The sequence below is a fragment of the Roseovarius ramblicola genome (genome assembly GCF_042430665.1).
Classification (GTDB): Bacteria; Pseudomonadota; Alphaproteobacteria; order Rhodobacterales; family Rhodobacteraceae; genus Roseovarius; species Roseovarius ramblicola.
Genome location: NZ_JBHMEC010000015.1, coordinates 291,755 through 311,010, shown reverse-complemented (window position 1 = coordinate 311,010; position 19,256 = coordinate 291,755). Strand labels below are relative to the sequence as shown.

The 19,256-nt window shown below is 65.7% G+C and carries 23 protein-coding genes; 17 read left to right on the top strand and 6 right to left on the bottom strand.

Annotated features, from left to right (window positions below):
* Positions 1-6 precede the first annotated feature (6 nt).
* The gene (locus tag ACFFU4_RS10090) at positions 7-1,545 is read right to left on the bottom strand and encodes a proton-conducting transporter transmembrane domain-containing protein (protein ID WP_377069640.1); all 1,539 of its coding nucleotides are present in this window, start codon (positions 1,543-1,545) and stop codon (positions 7-9) included.
* A gap of 102 nt (positions 1,546-1,647) precedes the next feature.
* Between ACFFU4_RS10090 and ACFFU4_RS10085 the strand changes: the two genes are divergently transcribed.
* The gene (locus ACFFU4_RS10085; RefSeq protein ID WP_377069639.1) at positions 1,648-2,526 is read left to right on the top strand and encodes a LysR family transcriptional regulator; all 879 of its coding nucleotides are present in this window, start codon (positions 1,648-1,650) and stop codon (positions 2,524-2,526) included.
* A 26-nt stretch (positions 2,527-2,552) separates the two neighbouring features.
* Here the strand turns inward: ACFFU4_RS10085 and ACFFU4_RS10080 are convergent, their stop codons facing one another.
* From ACFFU4_RS10080 to ACFFU4_RS10070, 3 genes are read right to left on the bottom strand one after another with little or no spacing between them, the layout of a single operon-like run.
* Complete coding sequence (locus ACFFU4_RS10080) at positions 2,553-3,602, bottom strand: YeeE/YedE family protein (RefSeq protein ID WP_377069638.1); 1,050 nt, start codon at positions 3,600-3,602, stop codon at positions 2,553-2,555.
* 36 nt (positions 3,603-3,638) lie between these two features.
* Positions 3,639-3,953, bottom strand: a complete 315-nt coding sequence (locus ACFFU4_RS10075; RefSeq protein WP_377069637.1) for an ArsR/SmtB family transcription factor — start codon at positions 3,951-3,953, stop codon at positions 3,639-3,641.
* A gap of 23 nt (positions 3,954-3,976) precedes the next feature.
* Positions 3,977-4,339, bottom strand: coding sequence for a hypothetical protein (locus tag ACFFU4_RS10070; RefSeq protein WP_377069636.1), 363 nt, complete (start codon positions 4,337-4,339; stop codon positions 3,977-3,979).
* Positions 4,340-4,417: 78 nt separating this feature from the next.
* Here ACFFU4_RS10070 and ACFFU4_RS10065 point away from each other — a divergent pair, with 78 nt between their 5' ends.
* From ACFFU4_RS10065 to ACFFU4_RS10005, 13 genes are all read left to right on the top strand, one after another.
* Positions 4,418-5,155 (top strand): cytochrome c biogenesis CcdA family protein, encoded by a 738-nt coding sequence (locus ACFFU4_RS10065; RefSeq protein WP_377069635.1) that lies wholly within the window; start codon positions 4,418-4,420, stop codon positions 5,153-5,155.
* A 12-nt stretch (positions 5,156-5,167) separates the two neighbouring features.
* The gene (locus ACFFU4_RS10060; protein ID WP_377069634.1) at positions 5,168-5,746 is read left to right on the top strand and encodes a thioredoxin family protein; all 579 of its coding nucleotides are present in this window, start codon (positions 5,168-5,170) and stop codon (positions 5,744-5,746) included.
* 116 nt (positions 5,747-5,862) lie between these two features.
* Positions 5,863-6,333, top strand: a complete 471-nt coding sequence (gene soxX / locus ACFFU4_RS10055; RefSeq protein ID WP_377069633.1) for a sulfur oxidation c-type cytochrome SoxX — start codon at positions 5,863-5,865, stop codon at positions 6,331-6,333.
* A 45-nt stretch (positions 6,334-6,378) separates the two neighbouring features.
* Positions 6,379-6,795: a thiosulfate oxidation carrier protein SoxY gene (gene soxY / locus ACFFU4_RS10050; protein WP_377069632.1), complete on the top strand. Its 417-nt coding sequence runs from the start codon at positions 6,379-6,381 to the stop codon at positions 6,793-6,795.
* 23 nt (positions 6,796-6,818) lie between these two features.
* Positions 6,819-7,148, top strand: coding sequence for a thiosulfate oxidation carrier complex protein SoxZ (gene soxZ / locus ACFFU4_RS10045; protein WP_377069631.1), 330 nt, complete (start codon positions 6,819-6,821; stop codon positions 7,146-7,148).
* Between the two features lie 27 nt (positions 7,149-7,175).
* Positions 7,176-8,033 (top strand): sulfur oxidation c-type cytochrome SoxA, encoded by an 858-nt coding sequence (gene soxA / locus ACFFU4_RS10040; protein ID WP_377069630.1) that lies wholly within the window; start codon positions 7,176-7,178, stop codon positions 8,031-8,033.
* 96 nt (positions 8,034-8,129) lie between these two features.
* Positions 8,130-9,827, top strand: coding sequence for a thiosulfohydrolase SoxB (gene soxB / locus ACFFU4_RS10035; protein WP_377069629.1), 1,698 nt, complete (start codon positions 8,130-8,132; stop codon positions 9,825-9,827).
* Positions 9,828-9,853: 26 nt separating this feature from the next.
* Entirely contained in the window at positions 9,854-11,134 is a 1,281-nt protein-coding gene (gene soxC, locus ACFFU4_RS10030) for a sulfite dehydrogenase (RefSeq protein ID WP_377069628.1), read from the top strand.
* Entirely contained in the window at positions 11,118-12,125 is a 1,008-nt protein-coding gene (locus tag ACFFU4_RS10025; RefSeq protein ID WP_377069627.1) for a c-type cytochrome, read from the top strand. Before soxC ends, ACFFU4_RS10025 begins: the two co-directional genes overlap by 17 nt.
* A 13-nt stretch (positions 12,126-12,138) precedes the next feature.
* Positions 12,139-12,840: a c-type cytochrome gene (locus ACFFU4_RS10020; RefSeq protein ID WP_377069723.1), complete on the top strand. Its 702-nt coding sequence runs from the start codon at positions 12,139-12,141 to the stop codon at positions 12,838-12,840.
* A 29-nt stretch (positions 12,841-12,869) separates the two neighbouring features.
* The gene (locus ACFFU4_RS10015; RefSeq protein WP_377069626.1) at positions 12,870-14,138 is read left to right on the top strand and encodes an FCSD flavin-binding domain-containing protein; all 1,269 of its coding nucleotides are present in this window, start codon (positions 12,870-12,872) and stop codon (positions 14,136-14,138) included.
* A gap of 39 nt (positions 14,139-14,177) precedes the next feature.
* Positions 14,178-14,606 carry a DUF302 domain-containing protein gene (locus ACFFU4_RS10010; protein ID WP_377069625.1) on the top strand — a complete coding sequence of 143 codons (429 nt, stop codon included), beginning with the start codon at positions 14,178-14,180 and terminating at the stop codon, positions 14,604-14,606.
* A 115-nt stretch (positions 14,607-14,721) separates the two neighbouring features.
* Complete coding sequence (locus ACFFU4_RS10005) at positions 14,722-15,786, top strand: YeeE/YedE family protein (RefSeq protein WP_377069624.1); 1,065 nt, start codon at positions 14,722-14,724, stop codon at positions 15,784-15,786.
* Between the two features lie 99 nt (positions 15,787-15,885).
* Here the strand turns inward: ACFFU4_RS10005 and ACFFU4_RS10000 are convergent, their stop codons facing one another.
* The gene (locus ACFFU4_RS10000) at positions 15,886-16,830 is read right to left on the bottom strand and encodes an MBL fold metallo-hydrolase (protein ID WP_377069623.1); all 945 of its coding nucleotides are present in this window, start codon (positions 16,828-16,830) and stop codon (positions 15,886-15,888) included.
* 4 nt (positions 16,831-16,834) lie between these two features.
* Positions 16,835-17,749, bottom strand: coding sequence for an MBL fold metallo-hydrolase (locus ACFFU4_RS09995; protein WP_377069622.1), 915 nt, complete (start codon positions 17,747-17,749; stop codon positions 16,835-16,837).
* A gap of 608 nt (positions 17,750-18,357) precedes the next feature.
* Here ACFFU4_RS09995 and ACFFU4_RS09990 point away from each other — a divergent pair.
* From ACFFU4_RS09990 to ACFFU4_RS09980, 3 genes are read left to right on the top strand one after another with little or no spacing between them, the layout of a single operon-like run.
* Positions 18,358-18,480: a hypothetical protein gene (locus ACFFU4_RS09990; protein ID WP_377069621.1), complete on the top strand. Its 123-nt coding sequence runs from the start codon at positions 18,358-18,360 to the stop codon at positions 18,478-18,480.
* Positions 18,470-18,730 carry a hypothetical protein gene (locus tag ACFFU4_RS09985; RefSeq protein WP_377069620.1) on the top strand — a complete coding sequence of 87 codons (261 nt, stop codon included), beginning with the start codon at positions 18,470-18,472 and terminating at the stop codon, positions 18,728-18,730. The genes ACFFU4_RS09990 and ACFFU4_RS09985 overlap by 11 nt, the downstream gene beginning before the upstream one ends.
* Entirely contained in the window at positions 18,703-19,194 is a 492-nt protein-coding gene (locus ACFFU4_RS09980; RefSeq protein WP_377069619.1) for a hypothetical protein, read from the top strand. The genes ACFFU4_RS09985 and ACFFU4_RS09980 overlap by 28 nt, the downstream gene beginning before the upstream one ends.
* The last annotated feature ends 62 nt before the right edge of the window (positions 19,195-19,256 follow it).

The following is a 19,256-nucleotide window of genomic DNA, read 5'->3' as shown; positions in this document are numbered from 1 at the left end:
TCCGTGTCAGTTGGATTTCGCGGTTTTCAGCCCGCCGATCAGGCGGTCGAGCACGGCGTTGAGGTATAGCCCGTTGGCGAGGTGCACCCGCAGCCCGGCGGTCGAGGGGTGGTGCGCCCAGAGCGGGAACAGCGCCTGCGCCACCGCCACCAGCCCGAAAGAGCCCAGCGCCAGCACGATGAGGCCCCATTCCAGCGGCCCCGGCGCGGGCGGCGCGGGCAGGTGCGTGCCCCACAGCACCCCGGCCAGGACGTGAAAGCCGAAATAGGCCACCGCCGCCGCCAGCGAGGCGCGCGCCGTGTGCCGCGTCAGCGCGCGCGGCGCGGCATCCGCGAGGCCCTGCGCCACGAGGTAGGCGACGCCAAGGATCAGGATCGTCCCCAGTGCCAGCGCCTGCGCCGATTTCGGGCCCGCGATCAGGCCGAACCCGGTGGCCACCACCGCGTAGAGCACCAGCGCCAGCGCAAAGGACCGCGCCACCGCCGCCAGCCCCGGCGCCGCCACCGGCCCCGGCCGCCGCACCGACAGCACCGCCTGCACCGCCCCGCCCGAGGCGAGGAAGGCATGCGCCTTGTAGAGCGAATGCGCCACGATATGCAGCATCGCCAGCGCCCACAGGCCCAGCCCGCATTGCAACAGCATGAACCCCATCTGCGCCACGGTGGACCACGCCAGCGCCGTCTTGACGGCGCTCTGCGTGAGCATCACCGCCGCGCCGAAAATCGCGGTCAGCCCGCCCAGCATCACCAGCGCGGCCATCGCGCCGGGGCTTGCCTGCACCACCTCCGCCAGCCGGATCAGCAGCAGCCCGCCGCCGTTGATGATGCCCGCGTGCAGCAGCGCCGAGACCGGGGTGGGCGCCTCCATCACCTCGGTCAGCCATCCGTGCAGAGGAAAGGCCGCGGTCTTGAGCGCCGCCGCGATCACCAGCAGCGCCACCGCCAGCTTGGCGGCGAGCGGCAGGCCCGCGCCCGCCGCTGCTGTCAGGTCGGCGATGCCGATGGTGCCGAAGGCGTGCCACAGCAGCGCGGCGGCGAGGATCAGCGCCGCGTCGCCCGCGCCCCAGACAAGGGTGAACTTGGCCGCCGCGCGCCGCGCCTCGGCGCGGTCGGGGTAAAACATGAGCAGTTGCTTTATGACCAGCCCGGTGGCGATGAACCCGGCGGCCAGAACCGCAAGGTTCGCCGCCTGAACCTGCAGGTTCACCGCCGCCAGCGCCGCCAGAAGCAGCCCGTGAAACGCGCCCTCGCGCGCCTCGCCGTCGAGGTAACTGCGCGCGTAGCGCACCACCACCCAGCCGACAAAGGAGACCAGAACCACCATCGTCGCGCTCACCGCGTCGAGCCGGATGAGACCCGGGAGCGTGACCGGCCCGGCGATCAGAAGCTGCCCCAGCCCTGCCACGCCGACCGCGAGCGCCGCCAGCGCGGCTCCCTCGGCCAGCCTCGGCAGGGCGCGCGGGCGGCGACCGGGCCGGGCGATGCTCAGCGCCGCAACGGCCAGTAAAACAAGGGGTGCAAAGAGGCTCAGAGGGGGCAGGTCCATGTCGTGCGTTTCCTGTTTCAGAGGTTTGGAGCAGGAGATACGACTTGCGGAACTTCTATAAAATTACATATTATGCGGAATATCATTTGATAAAATAGAACAATGGCCCAACTGAACCTTCACCACCTGCGCCTGTTCCGCGCCGTCGCCCGCGACGGCACGCTGACCGGCGCCGCGCGCGGCCTCAACCTGTCGCAATCGGCGCTCTCGACGCAGTTGCGCACGCTCGAGGCGACGCTCGGCCACGACCTGTTCGACCGCCGGGGCCGCGGCCTCGTCCTGACCGAAGCGGGCCGCATTGCACTCGATCACGCCGAGGCGATCTTTCGCACCGCCGACGACCTCACGGCGACGCTGGCGCAGGCCCCCGGCTCGCGCCGGGTGCTGCGGGTGGGGGCGCTTTCGACCCTGTCGCGCAATTTCCAGATCGGTTTCGTCGGGCCGCTGATCGGGCGCGCGGATGTCGAGGTGGTGCTGCGCTCGGGCACGCAGAGCGATCTCTTGCGTGGTCTCGAGGCGCTGACACTGGATATTGTGCTGAGCAATCTCGTGCCCGCGCGCGATGCCGGCAGCCCCTATCTCGTGCACGCGATTTCCGAACAGCCGGTGAGCCTCGTGGGGGTGCCCGCAGGCGAGGGCGACGCGCACAACCTGTCGGAGATGCTGACCACCGAGCCGCTGGTCCTTCCGACACCCGAATCGGCCCTGCGCGCGGCCTTTGACGCGATGCTGGACCGGCTGGGCGTGGTGCCCCGCATCGCCGCCGAGGCCGATGACATGGCGATGCTGCGCCTGCTGGCGCGCAGTGGCAGCAGCCTCGCCGTGATCCCGCCCATCGTGGTGCAGGACGAACTGGCCTCGGGGATGCTGGTGGAGCGCGCGCGGCTGGAGGGGATCACCGAACGGTTCCTCGCCGTGACGCTGCGCCGCCGCTTCCCCAACCCGCTGGTGGCCGAGGTGCTGGATGCCGCGGCGGTCTGAGGGGGCGCAGCCGGTGCCGTCGTCTCTCAGGCGAAGCCGGTGATGAGCTGCCGGAGCCCCAGCGCCGCGCCCGCGAAAATTGCCGCCAGCGTGACCGGCGCGCTGAGCGCCATCACGGAAAACGCCGACATGCCCTGCCCGACCGAGCAGCCCACCGCGATCACCCCGCCGAAGCCCATGCATACCCCGCCGAGGATCTGGCGGCGCAATTCGCGCGGGTCGTCGCATGCCTCCCAGCGGAAATGGCCCTGGGCAAAGCAGCCCGCCAATGCCCCCGCCAGCACGCCGAATACCGAGGCGACGCCGAAGCCGATGCCGCTGCCACTGCTGGCGGTCATCAGGTAGAGGATGGTGTCGCCCAGCGGGGCCGAGAAGGTATGCGAGATCACCTCCTGCGGCTCGAAGCCGAAACTGGCAACGTGCGAGGTAACCGCCCAGCCCGACGCGATGGCGAGGCCGACCGCCGCCCCCCAGATCACCGCCCGCGCGTTCGCAAGGAAGGTGCGCGACGCGAGCGACAGCCCCGCGATGGCGAGGGAGAGGCCAAGCCCCGCCACCACCAGCGGCAGCCCTGTCAGCGCAGCCACCACCTCGGCATAACTCGTTGTCTGCCAGCCGACTGCGGTCGCCTCGGTCAGCGAAACGCGCAGCGTCGCCAGCGGGCCGGACATCATGATATAGGCCGAGATGCCCATTACCAGGACGATCACGAAGGCCCGCAGGTCGCCGCCGCCAAGCCGCGCCAGCGCACCGTGGCCGCAATTCCCGGCAATCGACATGCCGTAGCCGAAGAGCAGCCCGCCCACCACGCTGGCGAGCGGCGACCAGGGCGTGCGCCAGTAGACATTCGCGCCGATATCGAAGAGGCCCAGCGCCGCCATGCCGAAAGCCGAAACGCCGGCAAACCCGATGGCCAGCCCCCACATGCGCAGGCGCGTGTCACTGCCCTGGTAGAGCAGGTCCTCGATCGCGCCCAGCGTGCAGAAACGCCCGACGCGCGCCGCCAGTCCCAGCAGCACGCCGCCGCCGAACGCGACCAGCGCGATGAGGACAGAATCGGGGATTTCGGTGGCCATGCGCGTCCTCCCTCTGCCCGGCACCACGACCCCCGCTCAGGCGGAGTGGCAGAACAGGTCGTAGACGACGGACAGCATTCTCCGGGTACGCTCGTCTGTCAAACGATAATAGATTGTCTTGCCCTCACGTCTGGGTGTGACGATCCCCTCCTGCCGCAGACGCGAGAGCTGTTGCGACACCGCGGCCTGCCGCGCCGAGAGCAGGGCCTCGAGCTCGGAGACGGATTTCTCGCCGGTGGCGAGATGGCACAGGATCATCAGCCGCCCCTCGTGGCTGATCGCCTTGAGGAATTCCGCCGCGTTGCAGGCGTGGCGGTGAAACTCGTCGAGACTTTGTTGCGTGATGTCCATCGGATCGGGTCCGTCCTTGGGGGTCAGGGCAGGGCGGTGGCCGCGGGATGCGCGTCGAGAAGCTGGCCGAGCAGGAACCAGAAGAATTCATCCCCGGCATAGCCTTCGATCCGGCCAAGCTCGCGCCCGTCGTCGATCAGTACGAAAGTGGGCGTGAAGACGGGGCGCGAGGTGAACGCGATGTCCCCTGGCAGCTCGTGAATCTGCGCGCGGCGCAGCGGCGCGCGCAGCGACTCGTCTGTCTTGGGATAGATCGGGCCGATCTCGGCGTTCCAGCGGTCGCACCAGTGGCAACCGTGCCGCTCGACCATGAGCAATTCCGCGGCGCGTGGCGCGGCGGGAAGCATCGCGAGGATCAGGCCGAGGAGAAAGGCGGGCACGCGCATGGGCGCTCCGATTGACGAATGTTCAAAAACATATGATAGTTTGAATGTGAATATAGTGCAACCTGTCAGGGGTCCTTGATGCTGGACGTGTCCGTTCTGAGCGCCTTTCTCGGGGGGCTGGTGGTGTTTTTCTCGCCTTGCGTGCTGCCCATCGTACCATTTTACCTGAGCTACATGGCGGGCGCATCCGTCTCGGCGGTGACGACGGAGGGCGTGATCCCGGCGGGGGTGCGGGTGCGTGCCTTTGCCGCCTCGGTGATGTTCTCGGCGGGGATCATCACGGTCTTCGTGCTGCTCGGCGCGGCGGCCTTTGGTCTCAGCCAGGCGTTTCGCGCACACCAGACCGAGTTTCGCGCCGTGGCAGCCCTGATCGTTCTGGTGATGGGGCTGCATTTCCTGGGCGTGCTGCGCATCGGATTTCTCAACCGCGTGTTCCAGGTGGATGCGGGCGAGACCCGGGGCATGTCGGTACTGGGGGCGTATCTCGTGGGCTTTGCCTTTGCCGCGGGCTGGACACCTTGCGTGGGCGGCGTGCTGACCGCTGTGGTGTTCACGGCAAGCACCGAGGCGACGGCGATGAAGGGGCTGGGGCTTATGCTGGTCTTTGGCCTCGCGATGACCACACCGTTCATGGTGGCGGCGCTGTTCATCGGGCCGTTCCTGCGTTTTGTCGCGCGGTTCCGGCAGTACCTGCCGGTGGTGGAGAAGGCGATGGGCGCGCTGCTCATTGTCTTCGCGGCGCTGATCGCCACCGACAGCGTCAATTATATCGCGCAGTGGATGCTCGAGGCATTTCCGGTCTTTCAGAGAATCTAGGGAGGAGATGACATGACACGACTTCTTGGCCTGATGGCGGCGCTTGTGCTGGCGGTGCCGGTCGCCGCAGCGGAACTTGGCGATGACGGGCTGCACAAGACCGATTGGATGCGCGAAACGTTCAAGGACCTGCGCGACGATCTCGCCGAGGCGGAGGCTGAGGACAAGCGGCTGATGCTGATCGTGGAGCAGCGCGGCTGCATCTACTGCACGCGGATGCACGAGGAGGTGTTTCCGCGTCCCGCGATCGCCGATTACATCCGCGAAAACTTCTTCGTGGTGCAGATCAATCTGCACGGCGATACCGAGGTGACCGATTTCGATGGGGAATCACTCAGCGAGAAGGCGGCCGCCCGAAAGTGGGGGCTCTTGTTCACCCCGTCCATCCTGTTCCTGCCCGAGGAGGTGCCGGAGGGGCAGAGCGCGGCCGAGGCGGCGGTGGCGATGATGCCCGGCGCGTTCGAGGCGGGCACCACGCTCGACCTGCTGACATGGGTGAACGAGAAACGATACGCGCTTGATACGGATGAGGATTTCCAGCGCTATCATGCACGGAAGATCGCCGAGCGAGCCGCCGAGAAGCAGGATTGACAGGGCCAATCCCGAGCGCAGGAATACATCAAATTCAAAAATCAGAATTTAATGTTGTGCGCTCACGGATTTGTGTTCTATGATATACCAAATTCTGAATGTGTTAGGGAGGACGCATGAAACGCAACATAATTGCCCTGGCCCTCGCCTGTGCGGCCTCGGGTGCCGCCGCGGCAGAGACTGCGCCCGGCGACGTGGCATTCGACTACGGCGCGGTGGCGCAGCCGCTCACCGGGCAGCCCGGCGATCCCGAACGGGGGCGCGAGGTGGTCGGTTCGAAATCACTTGGCAATTGCGTGGCCTGCCATGCCAATTCCGAGATGAGCGACATCCCGTTCCATGGCGAGATAGGCCCGCCCCTCGATGGTGCGGGTGACCGCTGGAGCGAGGCGGAGCTGCGCGGCATCGTGGCCAACGCCAAGATGATGTTCCCAGGCTCGATGATGCCGTCCTTCTACAAGGTCGACGGTTTCGTCCGGCCCGGCAACGCCTATACCGGCGAGGCGGCGGATGACAGCTTTGGCCCGCTTCTGACCGCGCAGCAGATCGAGGACGTGGTCGCCTATCTGCAGACCCTCACCGAATGATACCTGCGCCCGTGCGCCGGGCGTCCTGAAGAGGAGACAGACGAGATGACACTGACAAGACGCAGCGTGATGGTGATGGGGGCGGGTGCAGTCGTTGCCTTCGGCCTGCCGATGCGGGCAACCGCCGCCGGTGAAGACGCGATCGCCGAGTTCACCGGCGGTGCCGAGATGGGCGACGGCGGCATCACCCTGACCGCGCCCGAGATTGCCGAGAACGGCAACACCGTGCCGATCGAGGTTGACGCCCCTGGCGCCGAGGCGATCCTCGTGCTGGCCATGGGCAACCCGACGCCGGGCGTCGCCGAGTTCAAGTTCGGGCCGCTGGCGGCCGAACAGCGCGCCTCGACCCGCATCCGCCTGGCCGGAACGCAGGACGTGGTGGCGATCGCCAAGATGAAGGACGGCTCCTTTGCCAGGGCATCGAGCAACGTCAAGGTCACCATCGGCGGCTGCGGCGGCTGAGGCAGAGACAGGAGAACAGGACAATGGCAGACAACGTCAGACCCCGCGTGAAAGCGCCGCGCAAGGCCGAGCCCGGCGAGGCGGTCACCATCAAGACCCTCATCAGCCACCCGATGGAATCGGGCCAGCGCAAGGATGCTGATGGCAACACCATACCGCGTTCGATCATTCACCGCTTCACCTGCGAGTTCAACGGCGAGATGGTCGTCGACGTCACGATGGAGCCCGCGATCTCGACCAACCCGTATTTCGAGTTGGCAGCCGTGGTGCCCGAAGCGGGTGACTTCAAGTTCACTTGGTACGACGACGACGGCTCTGTCTACGAGGAGACCAAGAGCGTCGCGATGGCCTGAGGGCCGCATCGTCAGGGAGGGACGAACATGACAGGAATCAAAGCCATAACGGCGCTGTTGGGCGCGACGGCGATCACGGCGGGTGCGGCCTTTGCCGAACCCGTCGAGGATACGCTGACCGTCAACGAAGAGATCGAGATGACCACTTGGACCGAACCGTCGGCGACGGTCGAGGATGCGCTGCCCGAGGTGATCTCGGGCTGGCATTTCCGCGGCGATGAGACCCGCGCCATGCAGGCCGACGATTTCGACAATCCCGGCATGATCTTTGTCGAGCAGGCGATGGATGACTGGGAGACGGCCGAGGGCGAGGCGGGCAAGTCCTGTGCAAGCTGCCACGGTGACGTGGCCGACAGCATGAAAGGCGTGCGCGCGGTTTACCCGAAATGGAACGAGGAGGCCGGTGAGGTCCGCACAATGGAGATGCAGGTCAATGCCTGCCGCGAGGATAACATGAAGGCCGAGCCGCTGAAATATACCGGTGGTGCGATGGCCCGCATGGTGGCGCTGATCTCGTCGGTGTCGCGTGGCATGCCCGTCAATGTGGCCACGGATGGACCGGTGGCCGAGACCTGGGAGCAGGGCAAGGAGCTCTATTATACCCGTACCGGACAACTGGAACTGAGCTGCGCCAATTGTCACGAGGACAATTACGGGCGCATGATCCGCGCCGATCATCTCAGCCAGGGGCAGATCAACGGCTTCCCTGTCTACCGTCTGAAGAACACCAAGCTCAACACGGTCCATGCCCGCTTCAAGGGCTGCGTGCGCGATACCCGCGCCGAGACCTACAAGCCCGGCAGCCCCGAATTTGTGGCGCTGGAGCTTTATGTCGCGAGCCGTGGCAACGGCCTGTCGGTCGAGGGGCCATCGGTCCGCAACTGAACGAGGACCCCGCCGGGCGGTGCCCGCGCGGGGTTTTCCATACGCAAAAACATTCAAGAAACCGCATGGGTTCATGCGGAACGTGAAAGGCCCGACATGATCTCGCGTCGCGATTTTCTTCAGACGAGCATGGCCGCCTCGGCCATCCTCGGGGCGTCGTCCTTTGGCAACTGGGCGAAACTGGCGGCACAACAGGCGCTTTCGCAGGATGACCTGTTGCAGTTCGACACCTTCGGCAACGTGAGCCTGATCCACGTCACCGACATTCACGCCCAACTCAAGCCCATCTATTTCCGAGAGCCGTCGATCAATATCGGCGTGGGCGACAACAAGGGCGCGGTGCCGCATGTCACCGGCGCGGATTTCCGCAAGCTTTATGGCATCGACGATGGCAGCCCGTCGCATTACGCCCTGTCCTCCGGCGATTTCAGTGCGCTGGCGCAGGCCTATGGCAAGGTCGGCGGGCTCGATCGCGTGGCGACCGTGATCAACGCCATCCGCGCCGACCGCCCGGAGGCGATCCTGCTGGATGGTGGCGACACCTGGCACGGCTCCTATACCTGCTATCACACCGAGGGGCAGGACATGGTCAACGTGATGAACGCGCTGAGGCCCGACGCGATGACCTTTCACTGGGAGTTCACCCTGGGGCAGGAGCGCGTGCGCGAGATCGTCGAGGGGCTGCCCTTTGCCGCGTTGGGGCAGAACATCTTCGACAAGATGTGGGACGAGCCGGCGGCGGAGTTCTCGCCCTACACGTTCTTCGAGCGTGGCGGGGCCAAGATCGCCGTCATCGGACAGGCTTTCCCCTACATGCCGATCGCCAACCCCGGCTGGATGTTCCCCGACTATTCCTTCGGCATCCGTGACGAGAACATGCAGGCGATGGTGGACGAGGTGCGTGCTCAGGGCGCCGACCTCGTGGTGTGCCTGAGCCATAACGGCTTTGACGTCGACAAGAAGATGGCGGGGATCGTAAAGGGAATCGACGTGATCCTGACCGGGCATACCCATGATGCACTGCCAGAGCCGGTTCTGGTGGGCGAGACGATCCTGATCGCCAGCGGCTCCAACGGCAAGTTCGTGAGCCGCGTCGATCTCGACGTGCGCGACGGGCGGATGATGGGCTTCCGTCACAAGCTGATCCCGATCTTCAGCGACGTGATTGCCCCGGACAAGGATGTCACCGCGCTGATCGACGCCGAGCGCGCGCCGTTCAAGGCAGAGCTCGAAGAGGTGATCGGCCAGACCGACAGCCTGCTCTACCGGCGTGGCAACTTCAACGGCTCGTGGGATGACCTGATCTGCGAGGCGCTGATCGAGGAGCGCGAGGCCGATATCGCCATGTCGCCCGGCGTGCGGTGGGGGCCCTCCCTCATCCCCGGGCAGGACATCACCCGCGAGGATATCTTCAACGTCACCTCGATGACCTATGGCAAGGCGTATCGCAGCGAGATGACCGGCGAGTTCATCAAGGTGATCCTCGAGGACGTGGCCGACAACATCTTCAACCCCGACCCCTATTACCAGCAGGGCGGGGACATGGTGCGGATCGGCGGCATGGGCTACCGGATCGACATCAACCAGCCGCAGGGCAGCCGGATCAGCGACATGGTTTTGCTCAGGACCGGCGAGGCGATCGACCCCGAGAAGACTTACGTCGTCGCCGGTTGGGCCAGCGTCAACGAGGGCACCGAGGGCCCGCAGATCTGGGACGTGGTCGAGAGCCATATCCGCAAACAGGGCACCGTGCGTGTCGCCCCCAATGACAGCGTCAAGGTGATTGGCGCGTGACGATCAGTCGAGAGGAGACAGTCTGGATGTCTGAATTCTTCAAGGGAAAACCGACCTCGCGCCGCGCGTTCCTGCGCGGCAGCGCGGCCGCGGCGGCGGGGGCGGTGACGGCCGGCGCGGCAAAGGCCGGCCCCGACCCGCTCATCACCGAAGTGCAGCCCTGGGCCTCGGGCCTGGGCGAGGGCGTGGATGCCACGCCCTACGGCCTGCCCATCGAGTACGAGTCGGACGTGGTGCGCCGCAATGTCGAATGGCTGACCGCCGACACGATCAGCTCGATCAACTTCACGCCGATCCACGCGCTTGACGGCACGATCACGCCGCAGGGCTGCGCCTTCGAGCGGCACCATTCCGGCGCGATTGACCTCAAGAAGGAAGATTACCGGCTGATGATCAACGGGCTGGTGGATACGCCGCTGGTCTTTACCTATGCCGATCTCGAACGCTTCCCGCGCGAGAACCACGTCTATTTCTGCGAATGCGCGGCCAACACGGGCATGGAATGGGCCGGCGCCCAGCTCAACGGCGCGCAGTTCACCCACGGCATGATCCACAACATGGAATATACCGGCGTGCCGCTGCGGACCCTGCTGGAAGAGGCGGGGCTCGACGCGGCGGGTGTCCTCGATGACAAGTGGGTCTATGTCGAGGGGGCGGATGCCTCTTCCAACGGCCGCTCCATCCCGATGGGCAAGGCGCTGGGCGATTGCCTGGTGGCGTTCAATGCCAATGGCGAGGCGCTGCGCAAGGAGCACGGCTATCCCGTGCGCCTCGTCGTGCCGGGCTGGGAGGGCAACCTCTGGGTCAAGTGGCTGCGCCGCGTCGAGGTGACGGACGGCCCCGTGGAAAGCCGCGAGGAGACATCGAAATACACCGATACGCTGGCCGACGGCACCAGCCGCAAGTGGACGTGGGTGATGGACGCCAAATCGGTCATTACCAGCCCCAGCCCGCAATCGCCGATCACCCACGGCAAGGGGCCGCTGGTGATAACCGGGCTGGCGTGGTCGGGCCACGGCGCGATATCCCGCGTGGACGTGTCGAAGGACGGCGGCAAGACATGGCAGACCGCGCGGCTGGCCAGGGAAGGCGAGGCCAAGGCGCTCACCCGCTTCTACCTCGATACCGAGTGGGACGGCGAGGAGATGCTGCTGCAAAGCCGGGCGATGGACGAGACCGGCTATGTCCAGCCCACCAAGGCGCAGCTGCGCGAGGTGCGCGGCGAGAACTCGATCTATCACAACAACTGTATCCAGACATGGTGGGTGCGGCCTGGCGGGGAGGCAGAGAATGTCGAAGTTTCTTAAGTTCACGCTGGTCGCGGGCCTGACCGTCAGCGCCACCGCGACCGCCGTCTGGGCGGGTGAATACGGGCTGGGTCGCCCGGCGCTGCCCGAGGAGGTCGCCGCCTGGGACGTAAAGATCATGCCGGACGGGCGCGGCCTGCCCGAGGGCTCGGGCGATGTCTGGACCGGCGAGGAGGTGTTCGTCGAGAAATGCGCCGTCTGTCACGGTGATTTCGCCGAAGGCGTCGGCAACTGGCCCAAGCTGGCGGGCGGCGAGGGCACGCTGGCCGACAAGGACCCGCTCAAGACCGTGGGCTCCTACTGGCCCTACCTGTCGACCGTGTGGGATTACGTGAACCGCTCGATGCCCTTCGGCAACGCGCAGTCGCTCAGCCCCGACGAGGTCTACGCGATCACCGCCTACATCCTCTATTCCAACTTCCTCGTGGATGACGATTTCGTGCTCAGTCACGAGAATTTCGCAGAGGTCGAGATGCCCAATGCCGACGGCTTCATCGTCGATGACCGGGCCGAGACGGAATACGCGATCTGGCATGGCGAGCCCTGCATGGAGAACTGCAAGGACGGCGTCGAGATCACCATGCGCGCCGCCGTGCTCGACGTGACGCCGGAGGAAGAGGGGGCAGAGGCCGAGGAGGCCGCAGCGCCCGCCCCTGACGCCGCCCCCGACCCCGAGCTGGTGGCCGCGGGCGAGAAGGTGTTTCGCCAGTGCAAGGCCTGTCACATGGTAGGCGAGGGGGCCAAGAACCGAGTCGGCCCGCATCTCAATGGCGTGATGAACCGTGCCGCCGGGATGGTGGACGGGTTCCGGTATTCCTCTGCGCTCAAGGACATGGCCGCCGACGGCCTGGTCTGGGACGAGGAAAACCTCGCTGCCTTCCTCGCCGACCCGCGCGGTTTCATGAAGGGGACGCGGATGGGCTTTGCCGGTCTGCGGTCGGACGAGGATATCGCCGCCGTCAACGCCTATCTCTCGACCTTCGGGGAATGATTCAATGCGCCTGATGCCCCGCCTGTCGGCCCTGACGCTCGCCGCAATGGTCGTGTCGGGCGGCGCGGCACGGGCAGAGCTCATCGGCGACGCCGAGAAAGGGGCGGAGCAGTTCAGCGAATGCTCGGGCTGCCACCAGGTGGGCAAGGGGGCCGAGGACCGGATTGGCCCCCATCTCAACGGCATTTTCGGGCGGCGCGCGGCGGCGCATGACGGCTATCGCTATTCCGCCTCGATGGAGCGGGCAGGGGTCGACGGGCTCACCTGGACGCTCGAGACGCTCGACGCCTATATCGAGAACCCGCGCGCGCTCGTATCCAGGACGCGGATGAGCTATCGCGGCATGAAGGACGAGCAGGCGCGCGCCGATCTGCTCGCTTATCTTCGCCGTTTTTCCGACAATCCCGCGAACATACCCGAGGCCGCACCGACGGCCATTGGCACGGATCACTCGGTCGATCCCGATATTCTCGCCATTCAGGGCGATCCGGAATATGGCGAATATCTCAGCAGCGAATGCGTGAGCTGTCATCAGGCCGATGGCAGCGCGGACGGCATCCCCTCGATCACCCGCTGGCCGGAGGAGGATTTCGTCGTGGCGATGCATGCCTACAAGGACAAACTGCGTCCCCATCCGGTGATGCAGATGATGGCTGGCCGGCTCTCGAACGAGGAGATCGCGGCGTTGGCGGCCTATTTCAAGGACCTCGAATAAAACGCGGTCCGATCAAGGGAGGAGATACCATGACTTTGAACCGACGCAAGTTCATTGCCGTTGGAACGGCTGCGGCTGCCACGCTTTCTGCACCCGCGGTGCTGGCGCAGGGTGCGGGCAAGCCGCGTGTCGTCGTGATCGGCGGCGGCTCGGGCGGGGCCACCGCCGCGCGCTACATCGCCAAGGACAGCGAGGGCGCGATCGACGTCACGCTGGTCGAGCCCTCGCGCAGCTATTTCACCTGCTATTTCTCCAACCTTTATATCGGCGGTTTCACCGATCTGGAGGATATCAGCCACACCTACGGCACGCTGGCCGCGAAATACGGGATCAACGTGGTCCATGACTGGGCAGTGGACGTGGACCGCGATGCCAAGACCGTCAGCCTCGCCGGGGGTGCGGTGCTGCCCTATGACAAGATCATTCTCAGCCCCGGTATCGATTTCGTCGAGGATGCCGTGCCAGGCTGGTCGGTGGCCCAGCAGAACAGGATGCCCCACGCCTACAAGGCTGGCTCGCAAAGCGAGTTGCTCAAGGCGCAGATCATGGCGATGCCCGAGGGCGGGCGCTTTGCCATGGTGGCCCCGCCAAACCCCTACCGCTGCCCGCCGGGCCCCTATGAGCGGATCTCGATGGTGGCGCATGTGCTGAGCCGGGTGAACCCCACCGCCAAGATCCTCGTGGCCGACCCCAAGCCCAAATTTTCCAAGCAGGCGCTGTTCGAAGAGGGGTGGCAGCGCCATTACGGCGGCATGATCGAGCGGATCGGTCCCGATTTCGGCGGCGAGAACGTGAGCGTGGACACCGGGGCCATGACCATCGATATCGACGGAATCGTGGAAGACGTGGATGTCTGCAACGTGATCCCGGCACAGAAGGCGGGGCGCATCGCCGACATGGCGGGCGTGACGGAGGGCAACTGGGCCCCGGTGAATGCCGCCGACATGTCGTCAAAGGTGGACCCGGACGTGCATGTCCTCGGCGATGCCGCCGCACAGGGCGACATGCCCAAATCGGGCTTTGCCGCCAATTCACAGGCCAAGGTCTGCGCCATGGCGGTAAGGGGCGCGCTCACCGGATCGAATGTCTTTCCGGCAAAGTTCACCAATACCTGCTGGTCGCTCATCGCCGAGGATGATGGCGTCAAGGTGGGGGCCACCTACGAGGCAACCGAGGAAAAGATCGCCAAGGTCGACGGCTTCATCTCGCAGACCGGCGAGGATGCAGCGACCCGCAAGGCCACCTACGAGGAATCGGTCGGTTGGTATGCCGGTATCACCACGGACATGTTCGATTGATCGGCGCGCGAACGCCTGTCTGACAAAGGAGTAAAGGCAATGAAACGGACAATTCTGGCCGGGGTTTTCGGCCTCATGGCGCTGCCTGCAATGGCGCAGGAGGCGGTGACCTACCCGTTCAACGGCACCTTCGGCGATGCGACATTCGCGGTCGAAAGTGCCATCCTCGACCGGGGGCTGGTGATCGACCTGACCAGCCATGTGGGTGACATGCTCAACCGCACCGGTGCCGATGTGGGCAGCGACGTGACGATCTTCGAGGCGGCGGATATCTTCCTCTTTTGCTCTGCCACCCTCTCGCGCGAGGTGATGGAGGCCGACCCTATGAACATCGCGCATTGCCCCTACGGCGTGTTCGTGGCCGAGCGCGAAGGCGAGGTGATGGTGGGCTATCGCACCTACCCCGATGGCGAGATGCAGAAGGTGCAGGCGCTGCTGGATGAAATCGTGCAGGACGCGCTGGAATGATCAGCCTGACCGGGCCGCATCTGCGCGGCCCGGTTGCCCCCGGATTGACCCAAGTCAAGACATGCGCGTCCGTGAATGTGTATGCTGACGGCATCGCCTCATGATGGAATGATGCATGCTGGAAACTCTTATTGATACCTATGGCGACGGGGCCGTTCTGGCGATGGCCGGGGTGCTCGTTGGCGTGATCTTCGGCGCCGCCGCGCAGCATTCGCGGTTCTGCCTGCGCGCCGCCACCATCGAGGTGGCCGAACGCGGGCTGGGCCCGCGTCTGTCGATCTGGATCATCGCCTTTTCCGCCGGGGTGCTGGCGGTGCAGGGGGCGATTGCCATGGGCGTTCTGGACGTCTCGCAATCGCGCCAGCTGGCCGCCACCGGCAGCCTCTCGGGCGCGATCATCGGCGGGCTGATGTTCGGCGCGGGGATGATCCTCGCGCGCGGCTGCGCGAGCCGCCTGCTGGTGCTGTCGGCCACGGGGAACCTGCGCGCGCTGGTGACGGGGCTGGTGCTGACCATCGTCGCGCAATCGTCGCTGCGCGGGGTGCTTTCGCCCGCGCGCGAGGGGCTGGCGACGCTCTGGACGGTGCCGGGCGGCGCGGCACGCGACCTTCTGGCGCATCTGGGCCTGACATCCGCCGCGGCCGCGACGCTGGCCGCGGCGGCGCTGGCGGGCGGGGTCGCCTTGGCCGTCTTGCGTCACGTCCGTTCGAGCCACGTTCTAGCCGGGATCGGCGTGGGGCTGGCCGTGGGCCTTGGCTGGCTGGCAACATACGCCATCGCGCAGACCTCGTTCGAGGTGATCCCGATCTCCTCGGTCACCTTCACCGGCCCCTCGACCGATACGTTGATGGGGTTGGTGAACAGCACCTCGCTACCTCTCGGCTTTGGCGTCGGGCTGGTGCCGGGCGTTCTCGCGGGTGCGGCTGCCACGGCGCTGGTCACGCGCGAGTGGAAGATCGAGCGCTTCGGCCCCGACACGCCCATGGAACGCTACCTGGCCGGGGCCGCGCTCATGGGATTCGGCTCGATGCTGGCGGGCGGCTGCGCGGTGGGCGCGGGGATGTCCGGCGGCGCGATCTTTGCCCTGACCGCCTGGGTTGCCGTTACTGCGATGTGGGTGGGAGCGATGGCCACGCACCTGCTGGTGGCGCGGCCCACCCGGCGCGCTGTGCCGGGATAGCAGGCGCAACAGGGGTATTTTTGCCAAGAAGAAGCCCGGCCCGGTTCTCTCGGCACGCGTGCTTCTTCTTGGTTCAAATACCCGGCCTGGGCGCTGCGCTCACTCCCATTCCATCTGTTCGTAGACCCGCCCCGCATTCTTGGTGGCCAGTTCCTCGAACGTGTCAAGATGCGCGTAGGGGGACTGGTCCACGTAATACGCCTCCGCAAGGTCGCCGCCCGCGTCGAGGTGTTCGCCGATGCGCGCGCGCAGGTATTCGAGGTAGCCCTTGGTATAGCGGCGCACCTGATCCATGTTGGTGGGGTGGCCGTGGCCGGGGATCACGTAGGTGGCCCCGAGCGCCTCGAATTCGGCATCCCAGGTCTCCAGCCAGTCGCGCGTGTTCGTGTGCGCGAAGATCGGCAGCATGCGCTCATGAAAGGCCATGTCGCCGGAAATCACGAGGCTCTGATCGGGCAGCCAGATCACGATGTCGCCGGGGCTGTGGGCGGGGCCCAGATACCGCGCCTCGATGCGGGTGTCGCCCATCTCGAGCGTGTAGGTGTCGGCAAAGGTCTCGGTCGGCGGGACCACCTCGGTGCCTTCGGCGCGCTCCTTGGTGATGCGGCGCGCGGCCTGCAGCGACGAGCCGCCATAGCGCTCGATCTCGTGCAGCGCGTCCTCGTGGGCGACCACCGGCACGCCCTGCTCCACCCAGTAGGAATTGCCCAGCATGGCGTGGCCCTGGCCGTTCTCGTTGAACACGCGCCTCACGGGCTGGTCGGTGATCGTCTTGATTTCCTCGTGCAGCGCGCGGGCAAGGCCATAGGAGGCGCCGCCATTGATGACGACCACGCCCTCGCCGGTGACGATGAAGCTGAGGTTGTTGTTGTGGCCCGCGTTCTCGTAGGTGGGCGGCGCGGTGGCCCCGATGGCGGACCAGACGCCGGGGATGAACTCGACCGGCTTGGAATAGAGCAGCGAGCCGGGATACTGGTCGGCGATGTCCTCGCTGGCCAGTGCGGGGGTGGCGGCGAGAAGGGCGGCGAAAATCAGGTGTCGCATCGGCTCACACCTCGGTCACGAAGCGATAGGCGTCGCCCGCGCGTTCCACCCGGCCAAGCCCGCCGCCGGGCAGGTGAAAGCCCACCATCGGCATGCCCTCGGTTGCGAGCCGGTCAAGCAGCCGCAGCCTCGTGGCAATGCCCTGTTCGGCGTTCTGATCGGCCCCGCTGGCCCAACCGGGATGCGCAAGCGCGAGGTGGCCGTTGCCGATGGCGTCGCCCACCACCATCACCGCCGAATTGCCTTGCCCGATCTCGAAGCTGACGTGGCCAGGGGTATGGCCCCGGGTGTCATGTGCGAGGATGCCGGGCAGCACCTCCTGCCCGGGGGTAAAGGTCTCGAGCCGGTCGGCGATCGCCTCGAGCCGTCGCGCCGCGCCGACGGCAAAGCTGGCGCGCGCCTCGCCGATGGTCCCGACTGTGGCGGGGTCGGTCCAGTAGGCGTGCTCTGCCTGCCCGATCATGTGGGCGGCATTGGCAAAGACCGGATCGTCGAAATCGTCGAGCACGCCCCAGAGGTGATCGGGATGTGCGTGGGTGAAGAGCACATGGGTAACCTCGTCGGGCGCGACCCCGGCGGCGTCGAGCGCGTCGCGCAGCTTGCCCGCGCTGGGCATGAAGGCGGGGCCGGAGCCCGCGTCGAACAGCACGGTGTTGGTGCCGTCGCGGTAGAGGGTGAGGTTGCAGGGCGGGGTGAGCGTGTCGCCGGTGATGCCGTGCTGCGCGAGCGCCTCGGTGGCCTGCGCCTGTGGCAGGTCGCCGATGAGGAAATCGAGCGGCAGCACGAGGTTGCCATCGCTGAGCGTGGTGAGTTGCGCAGGCCCAAGCGCCATTTCGGTGGCAGCGAAGGCCTGCATTGCCTGTCCGGTCGCAAGCGCGGCCAGCCCCCCGGTCATGATATCGCGTCTGGTGATCCGCATCTTTCCCCCTCCCGTCAATAAATGCAAGGATACGAATATGATTTCATGGTGCGATGGAAATGACAAGGGCGACCCGGAAGGTCACGCGCCCCGCGTTCTCGGAACCGATGTTCGATGCCTGCCCGGGCGATTGCTCCTGTGCCCCGCAGTGTTTTTGGTCCGATATCGAGATGGCTCGCAGCGAGTTCCTCGATCTCGCACGCGGGAATGTCGCTTCTGTCGTCAAGCTCATCGCCGGTCAACGGTTACGGCAGCATGCCACATGATGGCGCGGCATGCGCGGAGATGACGGATCGACACGCGTGCTCTGGTATCGCCACCCTTTCCGAGGCGGCTGCCGGCAGCGCAGACCAGGATTCGCTCAGCGACAATCTGTCAGGAGTTGAGCCATGTCTCCGACGATGTCGCGGCACCGAGCAGCTTCGCCGCAGTTGCCCTAAGATCAGGACATCCAAGTAAAGAAATATTGATGCAATGGCAGAATCATTTATTACCGTCATCATGCCCGTACGTGTCCGAGTGATGTCCATCAACCTCTACGGTAGCACATGTGAATTCTGGGCGAGTAGAAGCTTCGGTGACGCACCGATGGTTCGAAGGAAAACAGCATGAGCACCCAAGGCACGGACGGCAATGACACCCTCGAGGGCACTGTCGGTGATGACGTGATCACGAGTGGGGACAACCCCGCTTCTGACATCGTCTTTGCCTCGGGCGGTAGTGACCGATAGACTTCACCGGATCACGGGTGAGCCGGGCGGCTTTGTCACGGTCGATTACAGCGGCATCGGCACGACCATCGATGTGCAGATCGACGGCGGGGCCAATACCGGCAGCGTGGTCAAAAACGGGCTGGGCACCGACACGTTCACCAATGTCGAGAACCCGCTTTTCGCGGGCTGGACGACGGGGGGCTGTCGCTCCTGGGCACCTCCGGTGCGGATACGTTCGATGTGGCGATCGAGGGTCAGCAATGGATGAGCTTTCGCCCCGGTGACGGCACGGACACGATCACCGTTGGCGGCGACCCGTCATTGATCCGGCTGGATATGTCGGACGGTAACGGGATCAATGTGGACCTGAGCCTTGCCAGCAATCAGATCATCGATGTCGGGTTCGGCAATGCCGAGACCATCACCGGCACGACCTTGGTGCATGAAATCCGCGGGTCGGGTTTTGACGATACGGTCACGTTCTCGGACACGGGCGACTCCTATCGCTACAAAAGCGGCAGCAACACGCTCATCGGCGGCGCGGGCAATGACCGGCTGCGCTATGACGTCGGGCAGGTGCAGCGTATCGAGGCCGATCTGCAGGGTGGGCAGGTCCGCGTTGTCACCGACAGCAGCGTCTTTACCGACACGGTCAGCAGCATCGAGAACCTGCGCGGCTCCGGTGGCGGTGACCTTATGATCGCCGATGGCAGCGGCGTGCGGCCCGCATGATTGCCGAATAGCCACACCGGCTTTTTCAAAGCCGGGATTTTGCCCCGGACACGGAATTATGA

Excerpts from the sequence above, each read along its gene's own strand:
- ACFFU4_RS10080 (WP_377069638.1), bottom strand. The coding sequence starts at position 3,602 with ATGGCCACCGAAATCCCCGATTCTGTCCTCATCGCGCTGGTCGCGTTC.
- ACFFU4_RS10025 (WP_377069627.1), top strand. The coding sequence starts at position 11,118 with ATGTCGAAGTTTCTTAAGTTCACGCTGGTCGCGGGCCTGACCGTCAGC.
- ACFFU4_RS10005 (WP_377069624.1), top strand. The coding sequence starts at position 14,722 with ATGCTGGAAACTCTTATTGATACCTATGGCGACGGGGCCGTTCTGGCG.
- ACFFU4_RS10070 (WP_377069636.1), bottom strand. The coding sequence starts at position 4,339 with ATGCGCGTGCCCGCCTTTCTCCTCGGCCTGATCCTCGCGATGCTTCCC.
- ACFFU4_RS10015 (WP_377069626.1), top strand. The coding sequence starts at position 12,870 with ATGACTTTGAACCGACGCAAGTTCATTGCCGTTGGAACGGCTGCGGCT.
- soxB (WP_377069629.1), top strand. The coding sequence starts at position 8,130 with ATGATCTCGCGTCGCGATTTTCTTCAGACGAGCATGGCCGCCTCGGCC.
- ACFFU4_RS09995 (WP_377069622.1), bottom strand. The coding sequence starts at position 17,749 with ATGCGGATCACCAGACGCGATATCATGACCGGGGGGCTGGCCGCGCTT.
- soxA (WP_377069630.1), top strand. The coding sequence starts at position 7,176 with ATGACAGGAATCAAAGCCATAACGGCGCTGTTGGGCGCGACGGCGATC.
- soxY (WP_377069632.1), top strand. The coding sequence starts at position 6,379 with ATGACACTGACAAGACGCAGCGTGATGGTGATGGGGGCGGGTGCAGTC.
- ACFFU4_RS10000 (WP_377069623.1), bottom strand. The coding sequence starts at position 16,830 with ATGCGACACCTGATTTTCGCCGCCCTTCTCGCCGCCACCCCCGCACTG.
- soxC (WP_377069628.1), top strand. The coding sequence starts at position 9,854 with ATGTCTGAATTCTTCAAGGGAAAACCGACCTCGCGCCGCGCGTTCCTG.
- ACFFU4_RS10085 (WP_377069639.1), top strand. The coding sequence starts at position 1,648 with ATGGCCCAACTGAACCTTCACCACCTGCGCCTGTTCCGCGCCGTCGCC.
- ACFFU4_RS09990 (WP_377069621.1), top strand. The coding sequence starts at position 18,358 with ATGAGCACCCAAGGCACGGACGGCAATGACACCCTCGAGGGCACTGTC.
- ACFFU4_RS10010 (WP_377069625.1), top strand. The coding sequence starts at position 14,178 with ATGAAACGGACAATTCTGGCCGGGGTTTTCGGCCTCATGGCGCTGCCT.
- ACFFU4_RS10065 (WP_377069635.1), top strand. The coding sequence starts at position 4,418 with ATGCTGGACGTGTCCGTTCTGAGCGCCTTTCTCGGGGGGCTGGTGGTG.
- ACFFU4_RS10090 (WP_377069640.1), bottom strand. The coding sequence starts at position 1,545 with ATGGACCTGCCCCCTCTGAGCCTCTTTGCACCCCTTGTTTTACTGGCC.
- ACFFU4_RS10020 (WP_377069723.1), top strand. The coding sequence starts at position 12,139 with ATGCCCCGCCTGTCGGCCCTGACGCTCGCCGCAATGGTCGTGTCGGGC.
- ACFFU4_RS10075 (WP_377069637.1), bottom strand. The coding sequence starts at position 3,953 with ATGGACATCACGCAACAAAGTCTCGACGAGTTTCACCGCCACGCCTGC.
- soxX (WP_377069633.1), top strand. The coding sequence starts at position 5,863 with ATGAAACGCAACATAATTGCCCTGGCCCTCGCCTGTGCGGCCTCGGGT.
- soxZ (WP_377069631.1), top strand. The coding sequence starts at position 6,819 with ATGGCAGACAACGTCAGACCCCGCGTGAAAGCGCCGCGCAAGGCCGAG.
- ACFFU4_RS10060 (WP_377069634.1), top strand. The coding sequence starts at position 5,168 with ATGACACGACTTCTTGGCCTGATGGCGGCGCTTGTGCTGGCGGTGCCG.